The sequence below is a fragment of the Polymorphospora rubra genome (assembly GCF_018324255.1).
In the GTDB taxonomy this organism is placed as follows: Bacteria; Actinomycetota; Actinomycetes; order Mycobacteriales; family Micromonosporaceae; genus Polymorphospora; species Polymorphospora rubra.
The window spans coordinates 4,660,562-4,679,133 of sequence record NZ_AP023359.1; the positions used below are offsets into that span (position 1 = coordinate 4,660,562).

Annotated in this window: 17 protein-coding genes and 1 pseudogene; 9 read left to right on the plus strand and 9 right to left on the minus strand. The window is 69.5% G+C overall.

Annotated features, from left to right (window positions below; translation table 11 throughout):
• Positions 1-28: 28 nt before the first annotated feature.
• Together Prubr_RS21085 and Prubr_RS21090 are read left to right on the plus strand one after the other, a co-directional pair.
• On the plus strand, positions 29-2,506 hold the full coding sequence (locus tag Prubr_RS21085; RefSeq protein WP_212816632.1) for a CaiB/BaiF CoA-transferase family protein: 2,478 nt from the start codon (positions 29-31) through the stop codon (positions 2,504-2,506).
• Complete coding sequence (locus tag Prubr_RS21090) at positions 2,503-3,561, plus strand: LLM class F420-dependent oxidoreductase (RefSeq protein WP_212816633.1); 1,059 nt, start codon at positions 2,503-2,505, stop codon at positions 3,559-3,561. Before Prubr_RS21085 ends, Prubr_RS21090 begins: the two co-directional genes overlap by 4 nt.
• A gap of 120 nt (positions 3,562-3,681) precedes the next feature.
• On the opposite strand, the gene Prubr_RS21095 is transcribed toward Prubr_RS21090, so the two are convergent.
• The 3 genes from Prubr_RS21095 to Prubr_RS21105 are packed head-to-tail and all read right to left on the minus strand — an operon-like array spanning position 3,682 to position 6,429.
• The gene (locus Prubr_RS21095; RefSeq protein ID WP_212816634.1) at positions 3,682-4,470 is read right to left on the minus strand and encodes a crotonase/enoyl-CoA hydratase family protein; all 789 of its coding nucleotides are present in this window, start codon (positions 4,468-4,470) and stop codon (positions 3,682-3,684) included.
• Positions 4,467-5,234 carry an SDR family NAD(P)-dependent oxidoreductase gene (locus Prubr_RS21100; protein WP_212816635.1) on the minus strand — a complete coding sequence of 256 codons (768 nt, stop codon included), beginning with the start codon at positions 5,232-5,234 and terminating at the stop codon, positions 4,467-4,469. The genes Prubr_RS21095 and Prubr_RS21100 overlap by 4 nt, the downstream gene beginning before the upstream one ends.
• A gap of 40 nt (positions 5,235-5,274) precedes the next feature.
• Complete coding sequence (locus Prubr_RS21105; RefSeq protein WP_212816636.1) at positions 5,275-6,429, minus strand: acyl-CoA dehydrogenase family protein; 1,155 nt, start codon at positions 6,427-6,429, stop codon at positions 5,275-5,277.
• A 124-nt stretch (positions 6,430-6,553) separates the two neighbouring features.
• On the opposite strand from Prubr_RS21105, the pseudogene Prubr_RS36960 reads away from it, so the two are divergent.
• Positions 6,554-7,647: pseudogene (locus tag Prubr_RS36960) on the plus strand (CaiB/BaiF CoA transferase family protein).
• A 152-nt stretch (positions 7,648-7,799) separates the two neighbouring features.
• Here the strand turns inward: Prubr_RS36960 and Prubr_RS21115 are convergent.
• Positions 7,800-8,393: a TetR/AcrR family transcriptional regulator gene (locus Prubr_RS21115; protein WP_212816638.1), complete on the minus strand. Its 594-nt coding sequence runs from the start codon at positions 8,391-8,393 to the stop codon at positions 7,800-7,802.
• Positions 8,394-8,404: 11 nt separating this feature from the next.
• Entirely contained in the window at positions 8,405-9,556 is a 1,152-nt protein-coding gene (locus tag Prubr_RS21120; protein ID WP_212828330.1) for a thiolase family protein, read from the minus strand.
• A gap of 180 nt (positions 9,557-9,736) precedes the next feature.
• Between Prubr_RS21120 and Prubr_RS21125 the strand changes: the two genes are divergently transcribed.
• Positions 9,737-10,777, plus strand: coding sequence for an LLM class F420-dependent oxidoreductase (locus tag Prubr_RS21125; RefSeq protein WP_343221697.1), 1,041 nt, complete (start codon positions 9,737-9,739; stop codon positions 10,775-10,777).
• A gap of 3 nt (positions 10,778-10,780) precedes the next feature.
• Here the strand turns inward: Prubr_RS21125 and Prubr_RS21130 are convergent, their stop codons facing one another.
• The 3 genes from Prubr_RS21130 to Prubr_RS21140 are packed head-to-tail and all read right to left on the minus strand — an operon-like array spanning position 10,781 to position 12,964.
• Positions 10,781-11,653, minus strand: coding sequence for an alpha/beta fold hydrolase (locus Prubr_RS21130; protein WP_212816640.1), 873 nt, complete (start codon positions 11,651-11,653; stop codon positions 10,781-10,783).
• Positions 11,650-12,144: a PaaI family thioesterase gene (locus Prubr_RS21135; protein ID WP_212816641.1), complete on the minus strand. Its 495-nt coding sequence runs from the start codon at positions 12,142-12,144 to the stop codon at positions 11,650-11,652. The genes Prubr_RS21130 and Prubr_RS21135 overlap by 4 nt, the downstream gene beginning before the upstream one ends.
• A 4-nt stretch (positions 12,145-12,148) precedes the next feature.
• Entirely contained in the window at positions 12,149-12,964 is an 816-nt protein-coding gene (locus tag Prubr_RS21140; RefSeq protein WP_212816642.1) for an enoyl-CoA hydratase/isomerase family protein, read from the minus strand.
• 329 nt (positions 12,965-13,293) lie between these two features.
• Between Prubr_RS21140 and Prubr_RS21145 the strand changes: the two genes are divergently transcribed.
• Genes Prubr_RS21145 through Prubr_RS21165 form a run of 5 tightly spaced genes read left to right on the plus strand, consistent with a single transcriptional unit; the run spans position 13,294 to position 17,341 of the window.
• Positions 13,294-14,061: an enoyl-CoA hydratase-related protein gene (locus tag Prubr_RS21145; RefSeq protein WP_212816643.1), complete on the plus strand. Its 768-nt coding sequence runs from the start codon at positions 13,294-13,296 to the stop codon at positions 14,059-14,061.
• Positions 14,058-15,041 (plus strand): NAD(P)H-dependent flavin oxidoreductase, encoded by a 984-nt coding sequence (locus tag Prubr_RS21150; protein WP_212816644.1) that lies wholly within the window; start codon positions 14,058-14,060, stop codon positions 15,039-15,041. The genes Prubr_RS21145 and Prubr_RS21150 overlap by 4 nt, the downstream gene beginning before the upstream one ends.
• Before the next feature lie 15 nt (positions 15,042-15,056).
• Entirely contained in the window at positions 15,057-16,127 is a 1,071-nt protein-coding gene (locus tag Prubr_RS21155; RefSeq protein ID WP_212816645.1) for an FAS1-like dehydratase domain-containing protein, read from the plus strand.
• On the plus strand, positions 16,124-16,342 hold the full coding sequence (locus Prubr_RS21160) for a hypothetical protein (RefSeq protein WP_212816646.1): 219 nt from the start codon (positions 16,124-16,126) through the stop codon (positions 16,340-16,342). The genes Prubr_RS21155 and Prubr_RS21160 overlap by 4 nt, the downstream gene beginning before the upstream one ends.
• Positions 16,343-16,357: 15 nt before the next feature.
• Positions 16,358-17,341, plus strand: coding sequence for an aldo/keto reductase (locus Prubr_RS21165; RefSeq protein ID WP_212816647.1), 984 nt, complete (start codon positions 16,358-16,360; stop codon positions 17,339-17,341).
• A gap of 474 nt (positions 17,342-17,815) precedes the next feature.
• Here the strand turns inward: Prubr_RS21165 and Prubr_RS21170 are convergent, their stop codons facing one another.
• The gene (locus Prubr_RS21170; protein WP_212816648.1) at positions 17,816-18,457 is read right to left on the minus strand and encodes a hypothetical protein; all 642 of its coding nucleotides are present in this window, start codon (positions 18,455-18,457) and stop codon (positions 17,816-17,818) included.
• Positions 18,458-18,572: the final 115 nt, after the last annotated feature.

The following is an 18,572-nucleotide window of genomic DNA, read 5'->3' on the forward strand; positions in this document are numbered from 1 at the left end:
CGTTTGACCGATCGGTACATTGCAGGCTATGTCGATGAGGTCGGGGACGGGTGAGTTCGACGGCATGCTCAGGGGCTGTCGGGTGATCGATGCGACGGACGGGCGCGCCATGCTCGCGGGACGCATCCTCGCTGACCTCGGTGCCGACGTCGTCCAGGTCGAGCCGGCGCGGGGAGCCCGCGCGCGCCGGCCGCATCCGCGGTCCACGTCGGAACGATCCAACGTGTGGTCGACCTTGGCGGCCGGTAAGTCCCGCCTCGTCCTCGACCTGGATGTAGCGGACGATCGGGAACGCTTCGTCGGCCTCTGTGGTCGCGCGGACGTGCTCTTGCATTCCGGCGCGAGTGGAATCCTGGGTTCCGCCCTCCAGGTGGGGGAGCTTCACGCATCGGCATCCGAACTCGTCGTCGTCACGATCACGGCTTTCGGCCTGGATGGGCCCAAGAGCGGCGCCCCGGCCAGCGATCTCACCCTGTGGGCCGCAGGCGGACCGATGGAGCCGCTGCGCGACGGTGCCCGCCCGCCGCTGCGGGTCTCGGTTCCCCAGGCGTGGCTTCATGCCGCGGCCGATGCTGTCGTGGGCGCGCTGCTGGGGCTGCTGGGTTCCGGGCAGACAGGCCGCGGCCAGGTCGTGGACGTGTCGGTGCAGGCGTCGGTGACGCTGGCGACCCTCGGCTGGTCGCTCAGTGGGAAGATCGGCGAGACGGCGCGGCCGGGCGGCCTCTTCAGTGCCCAGCGCCCCGATCAGAGCGGTAGTGGCTCGACGGGGGCCGGCTCGATGCGGCGCTGGAAGTGCGCGGACGGGTTCGTCGAGTTGAATCTCTCGATGGGCCCCGCCACCGGCGCCTTCACGAACCGCCTGTTCGCCTGGATCGCCGAGGAGTGCGGCGACGCGGTTCCCTTTCTCGGACTGGACTGGCGCGAGGTCCCGGCGGCGCTCAGGTCGGGGGATGTCGACGGGACAGTGATCGAGGCAGCGCGGGGTGTCGTCAAGAACTTCCTCGTGCGCAAGGCGAAGCACGAGATCCTCGAGCAGTCACTCGCTCGACGTCTGCTCGCGGTGCCGGTCCACGACCTGGCTGACGTCGCGGCGGATGCGCAGTTGGCCAGCCGTGGCTTCTGGGCCGACGTGGAGGAGGAGGGTGGGACCGTCCCGATTCCCGGACGGTTCGCGCACGTGTCCGGCGCCCCGGGCCCCAGGGTGCGCGGGGCCGCGCCGGCGGCGGATGCGCCGAACGACGACCCGCTGAGACGCTGGGCCGTCCGCGACCGCAGGTCCGCCCGCACGACCGCTGGTGCGGCGCCCGTCGACGGACTTCGGGTGCTCGACCTGTCCTGGGTCGTGGCGGGCCCTCTCATCGGTCGTACCCTCGCGGATTTCGGGGCAACCGTCATCCGTGTCGAGTCCGCGGCCCGGATCGACACGGCGCGCGTGGCGGGCCCGTTCGTCGGCGGGGAGTGGGGGCCGGAGAACTCGGCGCTCTACGGGACCTGCAATGCCGGCAAGCTCGGCGTCGCCCTGGATCTCTCGACCGAGTCGGGTCGGGAGGTCGTGCGCGATCTCGCGGCCTGGGCCGATGTGGTCATCGAGTCGTTCGCGCCGGGGCGTCTGGACGCGTGGGGCCTCGGATACGACCGGCTCGCGGCGGGGCACGAGGACTTGATCATGCTGTCGACAAGCATGACAGGCCAGACGGGGCCCCATGCACGCCTTGCCGGGTTCGGCAACGTCGGCGCCTCGCTCAGTGGTTTCCAGGCTCTCGCCGGCTGGCCCGACCGCCCGCCGGTCGGGCCCTTCGGCGCCTACACCGACTACGTCGCGCCCCGGTTCTCCCTGGCGACGCTGCTCGCGGCCCTCCGGCACCGGGAACGCACGGGCCGCGGTTGCCGGATCGACGTGTCCCAGGTCGAGTGCGGCGTCATGTTCCTGTCGCCGGAGCTCTACGCCTACCGGGTCGATGGGCAGCTCGCGCAAGCCCGTGGCAACGCGGACCCGGACCATGTGCTTCACGGGGTGTACCCGTGCCGCTCCACCGACGACCGAGGGCGCTACATCGCGATAGCGGCCGCCGATGGCGAGCAGTGGGAACGGCTCGCCGCCGTGCTCGGCCTGCGCCCCGATGAGCCGATCCCGTCACCCGATGACGCCGGACGGGCGGTGCCCGCCATCGACGACCTCGTCAGCGAGTTCACGCGCACATGGGATGCCGACGAGTTGCAGGATCGGTTGTTCGACGCCGGTGTACCCGCTCATGTCGTCGCCGACGGAGCCGACCTCGCCGCGGACCCGCAGTTGGCCGCGCTGGGGCACTTCGTCGAGGTTCCGCACCCGATCCACGGGCGGATGACCGTGGAGGCGCCCCGGTACCGTCTCTCCGACACTCCGGGGTGGGTGCGAGGCGCCGCCCCGACGCTCGGGCAGCACTCACGTCAGGTACTGGCCCAGGTCCTCGGCTATGACGTCACGCGCATCGACCGACTCGAAGAAGAGGGTGTGCTTCGATGAATCTCCGTATCGGCTTCACGTCGGGGATCTGGACCTCGAGTGAGCGCGTGCGTGATCTGCGCGACCTCGTACTCGCGGCCGAGCGTCTCGGTTTCGACTCGGTCTGGGCGGGTGAGGCGTACGGCAACGACGCGCTCACTCCGCTGGCCTGGGCTGCGGCGCAGACCACACGCGTGCGTCTGGGCACATCGGTGCTGCAGATGCCGACGCGCAGCCCGGCCGCGGTGGCGATGGCCGCGGCGTCCCTGGACCTCCTCTCCGGCGGGCGGTTCGAGCTGGGCCTGGGCACATCCGGGCCCCAGGTTGCCGAGGGGCTGCACGGTCAGCGGTTCGAGCGGCCGTTGGCGCTCACGCGCGACTACGTCGCGATCGTCCGTACGGCGCTGCGTCGCGAGATCGTCGAGCACCGTGGTGAGGTCCTCACCGTACCGCTGCCCGGCGGCCCGGGTAAGGCGCTGCGACTGATGATCGCGCCGACTCAGCAGCGGATTCCGATCCACCTGGCGGCGAACGGTCCGCGGAGCATGGAACTCGCCGGCGAGATCGCGGATGGCATCATCCCCACGATGCTCACACCCGACGGCGTCCGCCGGGCATGGGAGCATGTGCGGCGCGGCGCCGACCGGACCGGTCGGCCGCTCGACGACTTTGCGATCACGGTCACGATGAAACTCGTGATCGATCCGGATCCCGAAGCCGCACGGGACCGGGCACGGCCCTACCTGGCACGCCTCATCGGCGGCATGGGCTCGCGCGAGCAGAACTTCTACAACGACGCGGTGGCGCGAGCCGGTTTCGGGGACGAGGCGCGCGAGATTCGCACCCGGTACCTGGGCGGTGATCGCGTCGGGGCCGTCGCGGCTGTCACCGACGAAGTGGTTCGGGCCTTCTGTCTGGCAGGCTCGCCGACAGAGGTTGCGCAGCGCATGGACGAGTATCGCGTCGCTGGCGCCACCCGTCTGATCGTCGCGAGTCTCGCCGACGGGCTCGAGCGCGAGATGGAGCAGCTCGAGATGGTGGCAGAGCTTGTCGGCCTCGATGCGGCCACCGGGTAGCACCAACGAGGCGGGCGCACCGCCACCGGAGTCGACATAGGACCGGGATCCGAGCCTCGGGCGGTACGCCCGGGCCGCAACCGGCCCCTGGCCGACGTCAGGGGCGAAAGGGCGGCCGGGCTAGCGCCCCTTCCAGACCGGGCTGCGCTTCTCCGCGAAGGCGGTCGCACCTTCCTTGGCGTCCTGCGAGGCGAACACGACCTCGCTCAGGCTCCGCTGCCGCTCGAACGCCTCGGACAGCGGCCAGTCGGCCGACCCGGTCGCGATCGACTTGGAGGCGGCGACCGACAGGGGAGCGTTCGCCGAGATCCGCCGGGCGAGATCGAACGCCGCGTCGATGGCCTGCCCGTCGGCGACGACCGTGTTCAACAGCCCCAGACCGTTCGCCCGCTCGGCGGAGATCGGGTCGCCGGTGAGCAGCATCTCCAACGCGATCGCCTGCGGCAGGCGGCGGGGAAGCCGGAACATCCCGCCGCCCCTGGCGAGCAGCCCTCGCTTGACCTCGGGAAGACCGAAGCGGGCCGATGCGCCGGCGGTCACCAGATCGCAGGCGAGGACCATCTCGAAGCCGCCGCCGAGTGCCCAGCCCTCCACGGCGGCGATGATCGGCTTGGCCGGCGGCGCCTCGACGAGCCCGGCGAACCCCCGCTCGGCGGTCGCGGCGCGCTCGCCGGCGGCGAAGCGCTTGAGGTCCATTCCGGCGCAGAAGTTGCCGCCGCGGCCGGTGAGGATCGCGACCCGAAGGCCCGGTTCGGCGTCCAGCCGGGTGAGTGCGTCAGCTATCGCCCTGGCCGCGCTCCTGGTCATCGCGTTACGTTGCCGCGGACGGTTGATCTCCAGGAGCAGGATGCCGTCGTGTTCGGAGGTGACGATCTCCGGTTCGGGGTGCACGTCGGGTTCGTGGCTCACCGGGGTGCCATCCTGATCGCGCCGTCCAGCCGGACCGTCTCGCCGTTGAGGTACCCGTTCTGCAACAGGGTGACCGCCAGACCGGCGTAGTCGTCCGGGTCACCCAGCCGCTTCGGGTGCGGGACGGTCGCGGCGAGACTCTGACGGATGTCGTCGCGCAGGCGGGCGAGCATCGGCGTGTCGAAGATGCCGGGTGCGATGGTGTTCACGCGGATTGCCCAGCTGGCCAGGTCCCGCGCCGCGACGATGGTCATCGCATGGACGGCGCCCTTCGAGGCGGAGTAGGAGGTCTGGCCGATCTGTCCTTCGAATGCGGCGGCGGACGCCGTCAGGACGATGGCGCCACGGTCGCCGTCCTCGATGCTGTTGCCGCTCATCCGGGCCGCGGACAGGCGCAGCACGTTGTAGGTACCGATCAGATTGACCTCGAGAACGTCGCGGAAGCTCCTGAGCGGCGCCGGCTGACGTTCTTTGTCGATGATGCGCAGGCGGTCGCCGCCCCGGCCGGCACAGTGGACGACCGCACGTAGGACGCCCAGTTCCTGTGCCGCGTCGAGCGGGGATCGCAGGGAGTCCTCGTTGGTGATGTCGGCGGGAGCGAAGCGTGCGTTCGGACCCAGGCGCTCGGCGACGGCGGCGCCGTCGGAACTCGCGAAGTCGGTGATCACGACCTTTGCGCCGGCTTTGACGAGCGCGGCGGCGGTGGCGGCGCCGAGCCCGGACGCCCCGCCGGTTACCAGCGCTGAAGCGCCGTTGAGATCCATGGTTCTCCTGTGGTCGGTCCGCAGCGCGGACGCGTACGGGTCATCGGTCGGATGCGAGCTCGCGTCCGATGATCTCTTTCATGATCTCCGTGGTTCCGCCCACGATGGTTTGCACCCGGCCGTCGGCGAATGCGCGGGCTATCGGGTACTCGTCCATGTAGCCGTAGCCGCCGTGCATCTGCAGGCAGGCGGTGACCACGCGTTGCTGCAGCTCGGTCGCCCACCACTTGGCCTTGGCCGCCGTGGTGGCGTCCAGGCGTCCCTCGTTGAGTTCGCGGACGAGCGACTCGAGGTAGGCCCTGGTCACGTCGACCTCGGTGACCAGCTCGGCGAGTCGGAACCGGGTGTGCTGGAAGTCGATGATGCGCTGGCCGAAGGCCTTTCTCGTCTTGGTGTAGTCCACGGTCCAGGCGAGTGCGGCCTCGGCGCCGGCGAGTCCGCGCCAGGCGATCGACAGGCGCTCGAGGGGGAGTTGTCGGGTCAGATGGTGGAACCCGCGTCCCTCCTCGCCGACGAGGTTCTCGCCGGGTACGGCGACATCGTCGAAGTACAGCTCCGCGGTGTCCTGCGCGTGCAGCCCGAGTTTGCGTAGCTTGGGGCCCCGGCTGAACCCGGGTGTGTCGGTGGGAACCAGGAGGAGCGAGAAGGTGGGTCTGCCCTCACGCTCGCCGGTCCTGGCGGCGACCAGGACCACGTCGGAGCTGGAGCCGTTGGTGATGAACGTCTTGGCGCCGTTGATCACCCATCGGTCGTCCCGGCGGTTGGCGGTCGTCGTGATGCTCCGCAGGTCGCTTCCCACGCCGGGCTCCGACATGGCGATCGAGGTGACCACCTCGCCGGCGGCCATGCCGGGGAGCCACCGGCGCTTCTGTTCCTCGGTGCCCAGGGCGATGAGGTATCCGGCGACGATGTCCTCGTTGATGGCCAGTCCGGAGGCGAAGGCCGCGGCGCCGACCCGGGCCAGTTCGTCGGTGAGGACACACCGGAAGCGGTAGTCCGTCGCCCCGCCGCCGCCGTACCGCTCCGGTGTCCTGAGCCCGAGCAGGCCGAGTTCGGCGGCCGCGCGCCAGACCCGCCGGTCGACGAGTCGATCCCGCTCCCACCGGTCGAGGTGCGGCGCGACGTCGCGCGAAACGAAACGACGGGCCAGCGCACGGAAATCTTCGTGGTCGGCTTCGTAGAATTCCCGGCTCACCTGCGGTTCGTCCTTCGCTGTCCGAGTCGACTGTTGCGGTGATTGTTTTGTCACGTTGTTTTGTACGGTCCGGTCGGTACATTGTATGGGTCCGTGCAGGCGTTGGGAAGGCGGGACAACTCACATGGCAGGGCAGCTCACCGGGATAAGGGTCGTGGAGTTCCTGGGCCTTGGGCCCGCACCGTTCGGCTGCCTGCTCCTGGCCGACCTCGGTGCCGAGGTCCTGACCGTCACCAGGCCCGGACAGTCGACGGCGGCCATGGTGCGCAACCGGTCCCTGCTCGAGCTGGACCTCAAGGATCCGCAGAGCGTCGCGTTCGTACGCGAGGTGATCGACACGGCCGACGTCGTCGTGGAGAGCTTCCGCCCCGGCGTCGTCGAGCGGCTGGGCCTCGCCCCCGAACGGCTCAGGGAACGCAATCCCGGGTTGATCGTCACCCGGATGACCGGCTGGGGACAGACCGGCCCGCTCGCGCCGAGAGCCGGACACGACATCAACTACATCGCCATCACCGGGGCGCTCGACCTGGCCAGGCGCCCGGGACTCGCGCCGATGCCGTCGGCGAACCTCGTCGGCGACTTCGCCGGCGGCGGCATGTACCTCGTGATCGCGGTGCTGTCGGCACTGGTCGAGCGCGCCCGTACCGGTGCCGGCGCCGTCATCGACGTGGCCATCGTCGACGGCACGACGTACCTCACCACGATGCTGCACGAGTACCGCAACCTCGGGATGTGGTCGGACACCCCGGGCACGAACCGCCTCGACACGGGCGCGCCCTACTACGACAGCTACGAGACCGCCGACGGCGGCTACGTCGCCGTCGGCGCCCTCGAGGACAAGTTCTTCGAGCAGTTGGCGGACGTGCTCGGACTGACCCCGAGGAGCGGGTAGGACGGGAGGACAAGGAGAACTGGCCGCGGCTGCGGGAGCGGATCGCGGCGACGATCCGGAGCAGAACCCGTGCCGAGTGGACGGAGATCGCCGAACGGGTCGACGCCTGCATCGCACCAGTGCTCTCCCTGGCCGAGGCCGGGACGCATCCGCAACTTGCCGCGCGCGGGGTCCTGCACAGGACGTCCGGCGACGGCTGGGTCCCGGTGCTTCCCCTCGGACACACCGCCGCCCCGGTGGACGCCGCCGAGCTGCTCGAGCGGTGGGGGTTCGGCGTTCCGGCCGCGGAACTGGGCGGAGTGGGAATCCCTAGCCAGGGCACGTGAGGTGCCCTGGCGGGCCGCACGAACGGGCTGCCCCGGGTGGCGGCGTCCGGTCGACGGCCCGCCAGGCGCCCCGGCGCGACGGGGGCAACGGCAGCCGATGTGGCCGCACGGGATGGCGTGAGAAGGCTTCCGCGCCGGTTGGGTACGGCGTCCTAGTCGCCCTTGCGCACCCGCAGGCCGTCGAGGAACAACGACACGTAAAGCTCGGAGATCTGCTTCGGGGACAGCGATCCGGCGGGCTCGATCCAGCGGTAGCTGCTGGTGAACATCCCGACTATGGCTCGCCGCTGCATCGCGTGGACCGGCCGGAAGAGGCCGGCCTCGGCACCCTCGTCGAACAGCGCCTGCCAGTACTGCTCGTACTCGTCACGAAGATGGCGTACGTGCGAGCGGTGGGGCTCGTCGAGCGCCTGCCAGTCGCGCATCGAGGTGATCCAGGCACTGCGGTTGGTGGACAGGTCCATCAACAGGTGTTCGGCCATGCGGTGCAGCCGGTCCTCGGCCGAGCCCCCACTGGCGAGGATTCTCCGCGCCTCGCGGTTGGCGTTCTCGAGTAGGCGAAGGGCGATGCTGAGCAGCAACTGCTGCTTGTTCTTGATGTGGTAGTACAGGGCACCGCGGCCCAGCCCGGTCGATTCCGACAGCTCCTGGACGCCGGTCGCGTCGTAGCCCTTCTCGGCGAAGAGTTCGGTCGCGACGCGCAGCACCCGTTCGCTGGTCGTCTCCTTGTTCGACTTCTTAGCCATGTCGTCAATAGTCAATTCTGGGACCAGAGTTCGAAGATCGTCGCGTTAGCGGTCCCGCCACCTTCGCACATCGACTGGAGACCGTACCGGACTCCGTTGTCCCGCATGTAGTGGATCAGCCGCGTGGCCAGGATCGCGCCGGAGGCGCCGAGGGGGTGTCCGACCGCGATGGCGCCCCCGACGGCGTTGAGGCGAGCCGGGTCGGCACCGGTCTCCACCTGCCACGCCAGCGGCACCGGCGCGAACGCCTCGTTGATCTCGAAGGCGCCGATCTCCCCGATCGAGAGCCCGGCCGAACGAAGAACGCGTTCCGTCGCGGGGATCGGCGCGGTGAGCATCTCCACCGGATCCGCACCGGCCACCGCTCCGGCGTGGAAGCGGGCGAGTGGTCGCAGACCCAGGCGGTTCGCCTGTTCCGGCGTGGTGACCAGCAACGCGGCGGCGCCATCGGCGATCTGCGAGGAGTTGCCGGCGTGGATCCTGCCCCCTTCGCGGAAGGCCGGCGTGAGCGACGCCAGCGTCGCCACGGAAGTGTCCCGCCGCAGCCCTTCGTCCACATCGAGCGTGCCGCCGTCGAGCGGCACCGCGACCAGCTGTCGGTCGAAGGCCCCGGAGTCGATGGCCGCCGCGGCGCGCTCGTGCGAAAGCGCGGCGAACTCGTCGAGCCGGGTCCGGCTGAACCCCCACCTGTCGGCGATCATCTCCGCCCCGATGCCCTGGCTGAGGTCATCGACACCGAAGCGGTCCAGGACCGTGCGGCCGTAGGGCTCGCCGAACTTCCGCGCCGAACCGATCGGAACCCGGTTCATGGTCTCCACGCCGCCGGCGACGATGACGTCGGCCCGGCCGGACATCACCGCGAACGCGGCGAACTCCAGGGCCTGCTGGCTCGAGCCGCACGCCCGGTTGATCGTGACGGCCGGGACCGTCTCGGGCCAGCCGGCCGCCAGCACCGCGAAGCGGCCCACGTTGCTCGACTGGTCGCCGAGCTGGGTCACGCAGCCCCAGTAGACGTCCTCCACGACCTCGGGGTCCAGGCCCGCGCGCTTCAGAAGCTCGTTGAGCACGACCGCGGACAGGTCGACCGCGTGCACGTCGGCCAGCGAGCCCTTCTTGCGGCCGATCGGAGTGCGTACCGCCTCGACGACCACTGCCTCGCGCAGCCCCATGGCTACCACCCTTCCCGGCGGATCAGGGCCCTGGTCGGGCCGCGTGTCGCCCAGCGATGATACACTGAACCAACCGATCGGTACACTTCTGCGAGGGTGGCGAGCAGCTGGCGGCACTGACTGCGCCAACCTGGCGCCGATGGAAAGAGTGGAGGAAGTGCATTGAGGATCGGTATGCCGCTGTCGTACAGCGGCGGTTTCAAAGAGACCGCCATTCGTATCCGGGAATATGAGGCAGTCGGCGTCGACGTGCTTTTCGTGCCGGAGGCGTATTCCTACGACGCGGTGAGCATGCTGGGCTACCTGGCCGCGTCGACGGAGCGGATCACGATCGCTTCCTCGATCCTCAACGTCTACTCCCGCACGCCGGCGCTCATCGCGATGACCGCCGCCGGACTGGACTACGTCTCCGAGGGCCGGTTCATGCTGGGGATCGGCGCTTCCGGGCCGCAGGTCGTCGAGGGATTCCACGGCGTGCCGTACCGGGCTCCGCTCGGTCGCACGCTCGAGGTCACGCAGATCTGCCGGATGCTGTGGCGCAGGGAGGCCCTCCAGCACGACGGCGAACACTTCCAGCTGCCACTGGGCCCGCAGCGTGGCGGCTCGGGGCTCGGCAAGCCCTTGAAGATCATAAACAAGCCGGTACGCGAGCGGATCCCTGTCATGCTCGGCGGAATCGGCGACCGTGCGGTGGCGATGGCGGCCGAGCACTTCGAGGCATGGCAGCCGATGTTCTTCCTTCCCGAGGTCGCGGACCCGGTGTTCGGTCCGCACCTGCGTAAGGGCAACGCCCGGCGGGATCCGAACCTCGGGCCGCTCGATGTCATCGCCCAGAGCTACCTGGCGGTCGTCGAGACGCAGGAGGAGGAGAACGCGGCCCTGCGCCAGGTCCGGGAGCACCTCGCCCTCTACGTCGGTGGAATGGGAGCCAGGGGCAAGAACTTCTACACCACCCTGGTGTCGCGGTTCGGGTTCGCCGACGAGGCGTCCCACGTCCAGGAGTTGTATCTGGCCGGCAGGCGCGAGGAGGCGGTCGACGCCGTACCGGAGGCGCTCGTCCGAGGGCTGTCGTTGATCGGGAACCCCGAGCGGGTCGGTGAGCGGATCCATGCGTTCTCCCGGGCAGGTGTGACCACCTTGAATCTGCGCCCCGTGGCACCGGACCACACGCGGCAGGTCCACGACTTCGCGATTGTCAGGAAACTCGCCGGCTGATCCTCAGCCGACCCGGTGCAGGCTCGACGGCTCGCCGCCGTCGAGCAACTCCACCAGCAGATCCGCGAGCGGGCCCGGGCGGTCGAGCTGCACGTGATGATGCGCGGCCGGGACGAGTCCCCACCGGACGGGTCGTCCGACCCGGCCCGCGACGTACCGGGCCGAGGCCTCGGTGACCGCGGGGCTCAGTGCCCCGCCGACGAGTGTCACGGGACAGTCGATCCGCCCCAGCCAATCGTGGATCACCGCATCGGTGAACCGCTGGAACACCGCGGGATCGAAACGTACCCGCCAGCCCTGCGGAACCTGTTCGTACGAGTGGCTGGCGAGGGCACGGACGAGCCCGGCAGGTGCGGTGCTTCCCGCGGGGACGAGCCGGAACCGGCTGATCGCCGTGTCGATGTCGGCGTGGACGGTCCGCTCGCGGCCGGGCCTGCCCCGAGGCTGCTGGGCGGTATCCGCCCGTGGTGGTCTGATCGTGACATCGAGCATGACGAGCTCGTCCACCACCTGCGGGTACAGGGCCGCCGTGGCGGCGCCGACGAGGCTCCCCATGCTGTGGGCGACGAGCGTGGCCGATCCGGAGTGGGCGACGTACCGGATCACCGACGCCACCTCCGATGCCCACGTCTCACCGCCGTACCCATCCGACCGGTGACCGCTTTCGCCGTGACCGCTGAGGTCGAAGACGGTGGCCCGCCACCGCCGCCCGACGTGGCCGAGCATCGCGTCCCACCAGTGCCCGTGCGCGCCGGCGCCGTGGATGAGGACCACATCCCGCCCGTTCCCGTCACCCGGCAGTATGCGTCCACGCAACCGGGTACCGCGGTGGTCGAGAACGAATCTCGACTCCTGCGTGCCGCTCGGCATCGTCATCGCGCGGCGGTGCCGGCGTCACGGTGCGCGTCGATCCGGCGTACCTTGTGGACGGTCTCGCCGGAGGCGATCAGTTTCCCGGCCCGGGTCCGTATCTCGACGGCGGCATGCACCACGGACCGGCCGACATGGGTGGGCCGCGCGGTGACGACCAACGCGGCGCGGTGATCGGCCGACGACAGGAACCGGTAGGAGGCGTGGATGTGTGGCGCACCGGCTCCGACGGGTTGCCGGGAGTGGGCGGCTGTCGCCGTCGCGCAGTCCATCAGCGCGGAGAGGTAGCCGCCGTGGAGCCGTCCGGCGGAGTTCGCGAACTCGGGACGGGGGAAGGCGTCGCCGACGACGACGCCGTCGTCGTCGACCGATCGGAGGCGGAATCCCAGGAGGGTCTGGAACGGCTGTGTCGGGATCACTCCGTCGGCGATCGCCCGTTGGTATTCCAGGCCGGACACCACCCCGAAGGCCGGCAGGGGAGGATCTTGCTGGGACATCGTCTCAGTTCCCCTCGAAGGACGGCGGGCGGCGTTCCATGAACGCGGCGATGCCCTCTTTGAAGTCGAGCGTCCTGGTCGCGACGTCCTCGACGAGGCTCTCCGTGCGCAGCGCGTCCTCCAGCGTCCCGACCGAGTTCCGGTCCAGCAGCCACTTGACGAGTCCGAGCGACGTGGTCGCGCCGTCCGCCAGTTCACCGACGAGCGCCTCCGTGGCCGCCGTGAGGTCCTTGTCGGGAACGAGTCGGCTGATCAGGCCCCATTCGAACGCCTCGCTGGCGGTCACCTGTCGCCCGAGCATCAGCATCTCGCGTGCGCGGGCCATCCCGACCAGTCGCGGTAGCAGCCAGGTGCTGCCGGAGTCCGGGGTGAAGCCCTTACGGACGAAGGGAACGGAGAACAGCGCGGTATGGCTGGCGACGCAGAAGTCCGCGACCAGGGCGAGCGAGCAGCCGAGACCCGACGCGTGACCACGGACGGACGTCACGACCGGTACCTCGATCCGCGCGAGTGCACCGATCAACCGGTGCGGCCCGGAGTCGATGCTCCGGTGCGTCGCGGTCGGCCTGGGGCGCTCGCCTTCGTGCCGCCGGTCCCGCTTGAGGTTCATTCCGGAGCAGAAGTGGTCGCCTTCGGCCGTGACGGCGATGACGCGGACGACGTCCTCCCGTCCGAGGTCCGCCAGTAATGCCGCGACCTCGCGGGCGGACTCCGAACTGAGTGCGTTGCGGCGCTGGGGCCGGTTGAGGGTGATCCGCAGGATCCGGCCGTCGAGCCGGATCGACATCCCGTCCAGGTGGACGTCCGCGAAGCTTGTCATTCGACGGTTTCCTCTGTCTTGGACCGCACCGGTCCTCGGCGGCCGATCCGCGGATGGGGGGCGGTGGGTTTCGGTCGGCGGGGACCGTCCTGGTCGGGCGGGCGCGACCTACGGTAGTCGACTTTCCGGTTGTATGGACCGACCAGTCTATCAGTTCGATGATCGCGAAGCCTTGTCGTCCCGGTGGCTCTGCCTCGATGGGTGGGGGATTGCTGGCGAGGTCGGATGCGATGCCGGCACGTGAGCGGCGTGATCGGCCGACCGGATCGGATGTTTGCCACTGGCGCGCGACCCTTGATCGCCAACGTACCGATCGGTACACTCGTGGCGTGTCTGATGACGGAGAGCTGCCAGCGGAGACCATCCGCTATGGCGTCGAGGACGAGATCGCCACGATCACCTTCAACCGCCCGGAGCGACTCAACGCGTTCGCCGACGACATGGCCTCCCGCTACCTCGGGGCGCTGCGCAGGGCCGACGACGACCCCACGGTGCGCGTCATCGTGATCACCGGCGCGGGCCGCGGGTTCTGCGCCGGCGCCGACTTCACCCGCCTCGAGACCCTCGACATCGACGAGGTGCGACGACGCGCCCTCGCCGAGCCCCGGGACGTCGCGATGCGGGTGAACAAGCCCGTGATAGCCGCCGTCAACGGGGCGGTCGCCGGGATAGGCCTCGCCCACGCGTTGATGGCCGACGTGCGCTTCACCGTGCCGGACGCCAAATGGACCACCGCCTTCGCGAAGATCGGACTGGTCGCGGAACTCGGCACCGCATGGCTGCTCACCCAGCTCGTCGGCACCGGCCGCGCGCTCGACCTGCTGCTCAGCGCCAGGACCATCACCGGCACCGAGGCCCACGAATACGGTCTTGCTCAATTCGTCTCGGAGCCCGGCTCGCTCACCACGGACGTCCGGGCCTACGCCCGCCTACTCGCCGCCAACGACGTCCACTCCCTGGCCGAACTGCGCCGCCAGGTCCGCCTCGACGCCGGGCGGTCCTTCGAACAGGCCTGGCACGACGGCTACGACCGCGTCTTCGCCGCACTCGAACGAGGCCGCTTCCGGGACGCGAGAACACGGGTTCGTGGCGCATGAGCATCCCTGCCGAGCTGCGCCGCTCGCTCAGCCTGCCGGTGATCTGCGCGCCGATGTTCCTCGTCACCGGCCCCGAACTCGTCACCGCCGCCTGCCGCAACGGCTTCGTCGGCGCGCTTCCGAGGCAGAACGCCCGCAGTATCGAAGAGTTCGACGCGTGGCTGGGCACCATCCGGCGGAGCCTGCGGGATCATCGTGAACGCCACCCCGAGGCCGTCATCGGCCCGATCGCGGTCAACATCTCGCGGGCGATCATGGCCGAACACCTCGACGAGCATCTCGACGTCTGCCGACGGCACGATGTCGAGCTGATCATCTCCGCGCAGGGCGACCCGACCGAGCTGACGAAAAGGGTGCACGACTGGGGCGGTCGGGTGTTCCACGACGTGACGTCACTCCGTTTCGCGGAAAAGGCGATCGCCGCCGGCGTCGACGGACTGACCTGTATCGGAGCCGGCGGCGGCGGACACTCGGGACCGGTGTCCCACCTCGCACTCGTGCCGAAGGTGCGCGCGATGTTCGACGGCACCATCGTCCTTGCCGGCGCGGTCGCCACCGGCGCGGCGATCCGCGCCGCCGAAGTCCTCGGCGCCGACCTCGCCTACGTGGGCACCAGGTTCATCGCGACCCAGGAGTCGTCGGCGCCGCCGGAGTACAAGCGGATGCTGGTCGACGCCGCGGCGGCCGACCTTCTCTACACCGACGCGGTGGCCTCGGTCCCCGCGAACTGGCTCGTGCCGTCGCTGCGCCGCGTCGGTCTCGATTCCCACAACCTCCCGGTTCCGGCGGCCCGCGGTGACCACACCCACCTGCCTCCCGACATACGCCCGTGGCGGGACATCTGGTCGGCGGGCCAGGGCGTCGAACTCATCGACGACATCCCCACCGTGGACGAGCTCGCCGCCCGACTGACGAACGAATACCTGAAGGCGTGCTCGACGCCGGTCTGGCCAGCCCGCCGATCCGATCACCCGTACTGATTGAAGGCATCGAACATGACCGAGGAAACCCGCGGCGGAACCGAACCGAACCAGGCGTTCGAGGAGGCGAGCGACTTCGACATCGACGAGGCCGACATCGAGCGGGACCGTGCCGCCGCCGGTGCCGTCGCCGCCGTCCGGGACCTGGCCTACCTCGGTACGGCGACCCCCGAGGCGATCAGGAACTTCGCCTTCAGCTACGGCGACGACAACCCGCTCTACACCGACCCAGAGCACGGTGCGGGCACCCGCTGGGGCGGGCAGGTCGCGCCGCAGATCATCGCCGCGATCCTCAACACCCCGCTCCTCGGGGACCGGCTTCCGAAGGAGTTGCGCGGCGGCAGCTACCGCGGCATCCACGCCTTCGTCTCCGGAGGCACCTGGGAATGGTATCGGCCGGTGCACGCGGGGGACCGGCTCCACTCCTTCAAGGGCCTGGAATCGGTCGAGGTAAAGAAGTCGGAGTTCGCCGGCCGCAGCGTGATCCGCGTCAACCGTGAGGTCAAGTTCAACCAGCGGGGAGAAGTGGTCGGCGTATACCGGACCCTCATCATCCTCACCGGCAGGAAGAAGGCCAGAGAGGCCGGCAAGTACAAGGACGTACCGACACCCTCATACACCCGGCAGGACATCGCCGAACTCGACGAGATCTACGCCGCCGAGACCGTACGTGGCGCGCAGCCCCGCTACTTCGAGGACGTGACGATCGGCGAATCGCTCGGCACCATGGCCAAGGGCCCGCTCACCACCACCGACATGATCGTCTTCCACGCCGGCGGCTACGGCTTTGTGCCGTACGGTCTGAAGACCTCCCGCCTGAACTGGCGCAACCGCCAGCGCATCCCGGCGTTCTACGTCGACAACGACCACGGCGTGCCGGATGTCGCGCAGCGGGTGCACTGGGACTCCGCATGGGCGCAGGCGATCGGCAACCCACGCGCCTACGACTACGGCGTACTGCGCGAATGCTGGTTACACCACAGGCTCACCGACTGGATGGGGACGAGGGATTCGTCGTACGCCAGCACGACGAGATCCGCAAGTTCAACTACCACGGAGACATCCAGTACCTCTCCGGCACGGTGACCGGCAAGCGGCGCGAAAACGGCATGAACCTCGTCGAGATCGAACTGCGGGCGGTCAACCAACGCGGAGAGGAGACCGCCAGAGGGGAGGCGACCGTGGCGTTGCGCAGCCGTGAACACGGCCGTTCACTGCTTCCGCAGCCGCCCGCCGAGTTGCAGCAGAAGGTGTGGGAAATCATGGAGCGTCATGCCGAACTCGCCAGCGGTGCGCGGTAACGACGAGGAGGTGTGATGCGGCTGCGACGTCTGCGAACCCTCTCCGTCTCGGCCATCGGTCTCGGCTGCATGGGGCTGTCCGAATACCACCCGGGCCGTGACGCGAAGTCGACCCCGGCCCTGCACCGGGCACTGGACCTCGGCATCACCCTGCTCGACACCGCCGACTCCTACGGCGACCGCGTCAACGAGCACCTGGTCGGAAGGGCGCTGGCGGGCCGACGTGATCAGGTGGTGGTGGCGACGAAGTTCGGCGTCGAACGCATTCCCTACGGTAAAGGGACGCGGGTCAACGGCCGTCCCGACTACGTGCGGGCGGCCTGCGACGCCTCCCTGCGAAGGCTCGGCACCGACGTCATCGACCTGTACTACCAGCATCACGTCGATCCGGACGTACCGCTCGAGGAGACCTGGGGCGCGATGGCCGACCTCGTTGCCGCTGGGAAGGTGCGCCACCTGGGAATAGTCGACGCCGGACCCGAAATGATCCGGCGCGCCGACGCGGTGCATCCGGTTACCGCGGTGCAGACCGAATACTCGGTCGGCACCCGGGCGCCGGAGGTGAACGGCGTCCTCGACACGTGCCGTGAACTCGGGATCGGGCTGGTCGCACGCTCGCCCCTCGGCCGCGGCCTTCTCGCCGGCACGGGCCGCGACCTGCCTGGCCTCGCGGCGCGGGACATCCGACGCGCCGATCCGCGGTTCGCTGTCGGAAACCTTGCCGCCCATCGCACCCTTGCCGATCGGCTGGCGTCGATTGCCGAGGTGCGCGGTTGCACGGTCGCCCAACTGGCCATCGCCTGGCTACTTCACCAGGGCTTCGACATCGTCCCGATTCCCGGCACCGGCCTCCTTCACCACCTGTACGACAACGCAGAGGCAACCACTGTCTTTCTCGACGCCATCGACCTCGGCACCATCGATCACGCCGCGCCCGTTACGCCGGCCACCTGGTACACGGATGAGGTTGTGGGGCGCGTCCCGGTCGTGCCTTGCTGAGGGCCCACCGCAGAATGGCAGCTTCACCGTCAGATTGGCGCCGCCGACCAACTCCAGATGCCAACGCAACCACCGCCCGGCCACCTGCCACGACGTCCACATCGTCACCAGCGCAAAGCCGGCCAGCACACCGAAGAAAACGAAGAGGCGGCCAACCCTGCCGGCAGACCTTCCGCGAGCAGATGCCCGGGGTGCTGGAGCGTTACCAGCGGCGCACGGCACGCCTGTCCAGGCACGTCGCGGCGGTGGTCAGGCTTGTGATGCTGGATGGAGTCGCCGGCGGTCCTGGTGCTGCCGGTCCGCAGCCGCATTCAGAGCCGCTGCGGCAGACCGTCGAGCAACTGGTCGGTCCGGCCTGCTCGAACTGGACGTCTGGGTGTGGGATGTACGGTCGCTGACCGACCCGACGAACTGAGGACAGCCGGTGGCGTGCTGGGTTGAACCACACGCCATCGACCGGCGGTGGTGCCGCTGTCAGCGGTTGGCGCTTGCTTCGATGGGGGTCTCGCCGTCCGCGTGTTCGGTGAGGAACGCTCTCGCCCGGCGCGCGTTCTGGAAGGATACGACGGCCCCGACGGTGAGCGTCCCGACGAAGAGCGCGGCGATGAGGACGAAGCCCGGTGCCCACCGGAGGAACATCTGCCCGACCTGGAGCAGCGCCAGGCCGTAGAGCGGCAGCAGGAATTTCGGCTCGTCGATCAGGTGCTCCGCGACCAGGGGCAGTAACGGCCGGTCCTCGTCGCGTCGCGCAGCGGTGCCGCGTACCTGCCGGATCAGTTGCCGGCGACGAGACCAGCTCTTCATCCATCGCCGGTTGCGGGCGTTGCGCTGGTAGTGACCGTTGCGCACCAGCCACCAGAAGCTGCCTCCGATCCAGGCCGCCCCGGCGATCCAGAGAAGGAGGCCGACGAGGCCTGCCCAGTCCGGCCGGTCACCGTGCCAGAATCGCGAGGCTTCGGCGAAGACGCCGGTCGCGTCGAGCGCGACGGTCCAGAACACGGCGACGACCGCCGTGACCGTCCCCGCGACCGTCAGCGCGGCCACCAGCAGGATGAACCGGCCCCATCCCCGCCGCACCCACTGATCCAACTGGTCTAACAACCCGCCGTTGTTCATTGTCCACGCTCCGTCTACTCTCGACGCTCACCACTATCCCATCCATTCAGGGCGGCCACTTCCATGACCGGCCATGGTGTGAACGCTGGGTCCGGTGGCCCTCGGCGCTCGTTGC

Coding starts and splice junctions, on each gene's coding strand:
- Prubr_RS21090 (WP_212816633.1), top strand. CDS start 2,503: ATGAATCTCCGTATCGGCTTCACGTCGGGGATCTGGACCTCGAGTGAG.
- Prubr_RS21155 (WP_212816645.1), top strand. CDS start 15,057: ATGACCGAGGAAACCCGCGGCGGAACCGAACCGAACCAGGCGTTCGAG.
- Prubr_RS21085 (WP_212816632.1), top strand. CDS start 29: ATGTCGATGAGGTCGGGGACGGGTGAGTTCGACGGCATGCTCAGGGGC.
- Prubr_RS21130 (WP_212816640.1), bottom strand. CDS start 11,653: ATGACGATGCCGAGCGGCACGCAGGAGTCGAGATTCGTTCTCGACCAC.
- Prubr_RS21135 (WP_212816641.1), bottom strand. CDS start 12,144: ATGTCCCAGCAAGATCCTCCCCTGCCGGCCTTCGGGGTGGTGTCCGGC.
- Prubr_RS21125 (WP_343221697.1), top strand. CDS start 9,737: ATGCCGCTGTCGTACAGCGGCGGTTTCAAAGAGACCGCCATTCGTATC.
- Prubr_RS21165 (WP_212816647.1), top strand. CDS start 16,358: ATGCGGCTGCGACGTCTGCGAACCCTCTCCGTCTCGGCCATCGGTCTC.
- Prubr_RS21100 (WP_212816635.1), bottom strand. CDS start 5,234: ATGGATCTCAACGGCGCTTCAGCGCTGGTAACCGGCGGGGCGTCCGGG.
- Prubr_RS21150 (WP_212816644.1), top strand. CDS start 14,058: ATGAGCATCCCTGCCGAGCTGCGCCGCTCGCTCAGCCTGCCGGTGATC.
- Prubr_RS21115 (WP_212816638.1), bottom strand. CDS start 8,393: ATGGCTAAGAAGTCGAACAAGGAGACGACCAGCGAACGGGTGCTGCGC.
- Prubr_RS21170 (WP_212816648.1), bottom strand. CDS start 18,457: ATGAACAACGGCGGGTTGTTAGACCAGTTGGATCAGTGGGTGCGGCGG.
- Prubr_RS21140 (WP_212816642.1), bottom strand. CDS start 12,964: ATGACAAGCTTCGCGGACGTCCACCTGGACGGGATGTCGATCCGGCTC.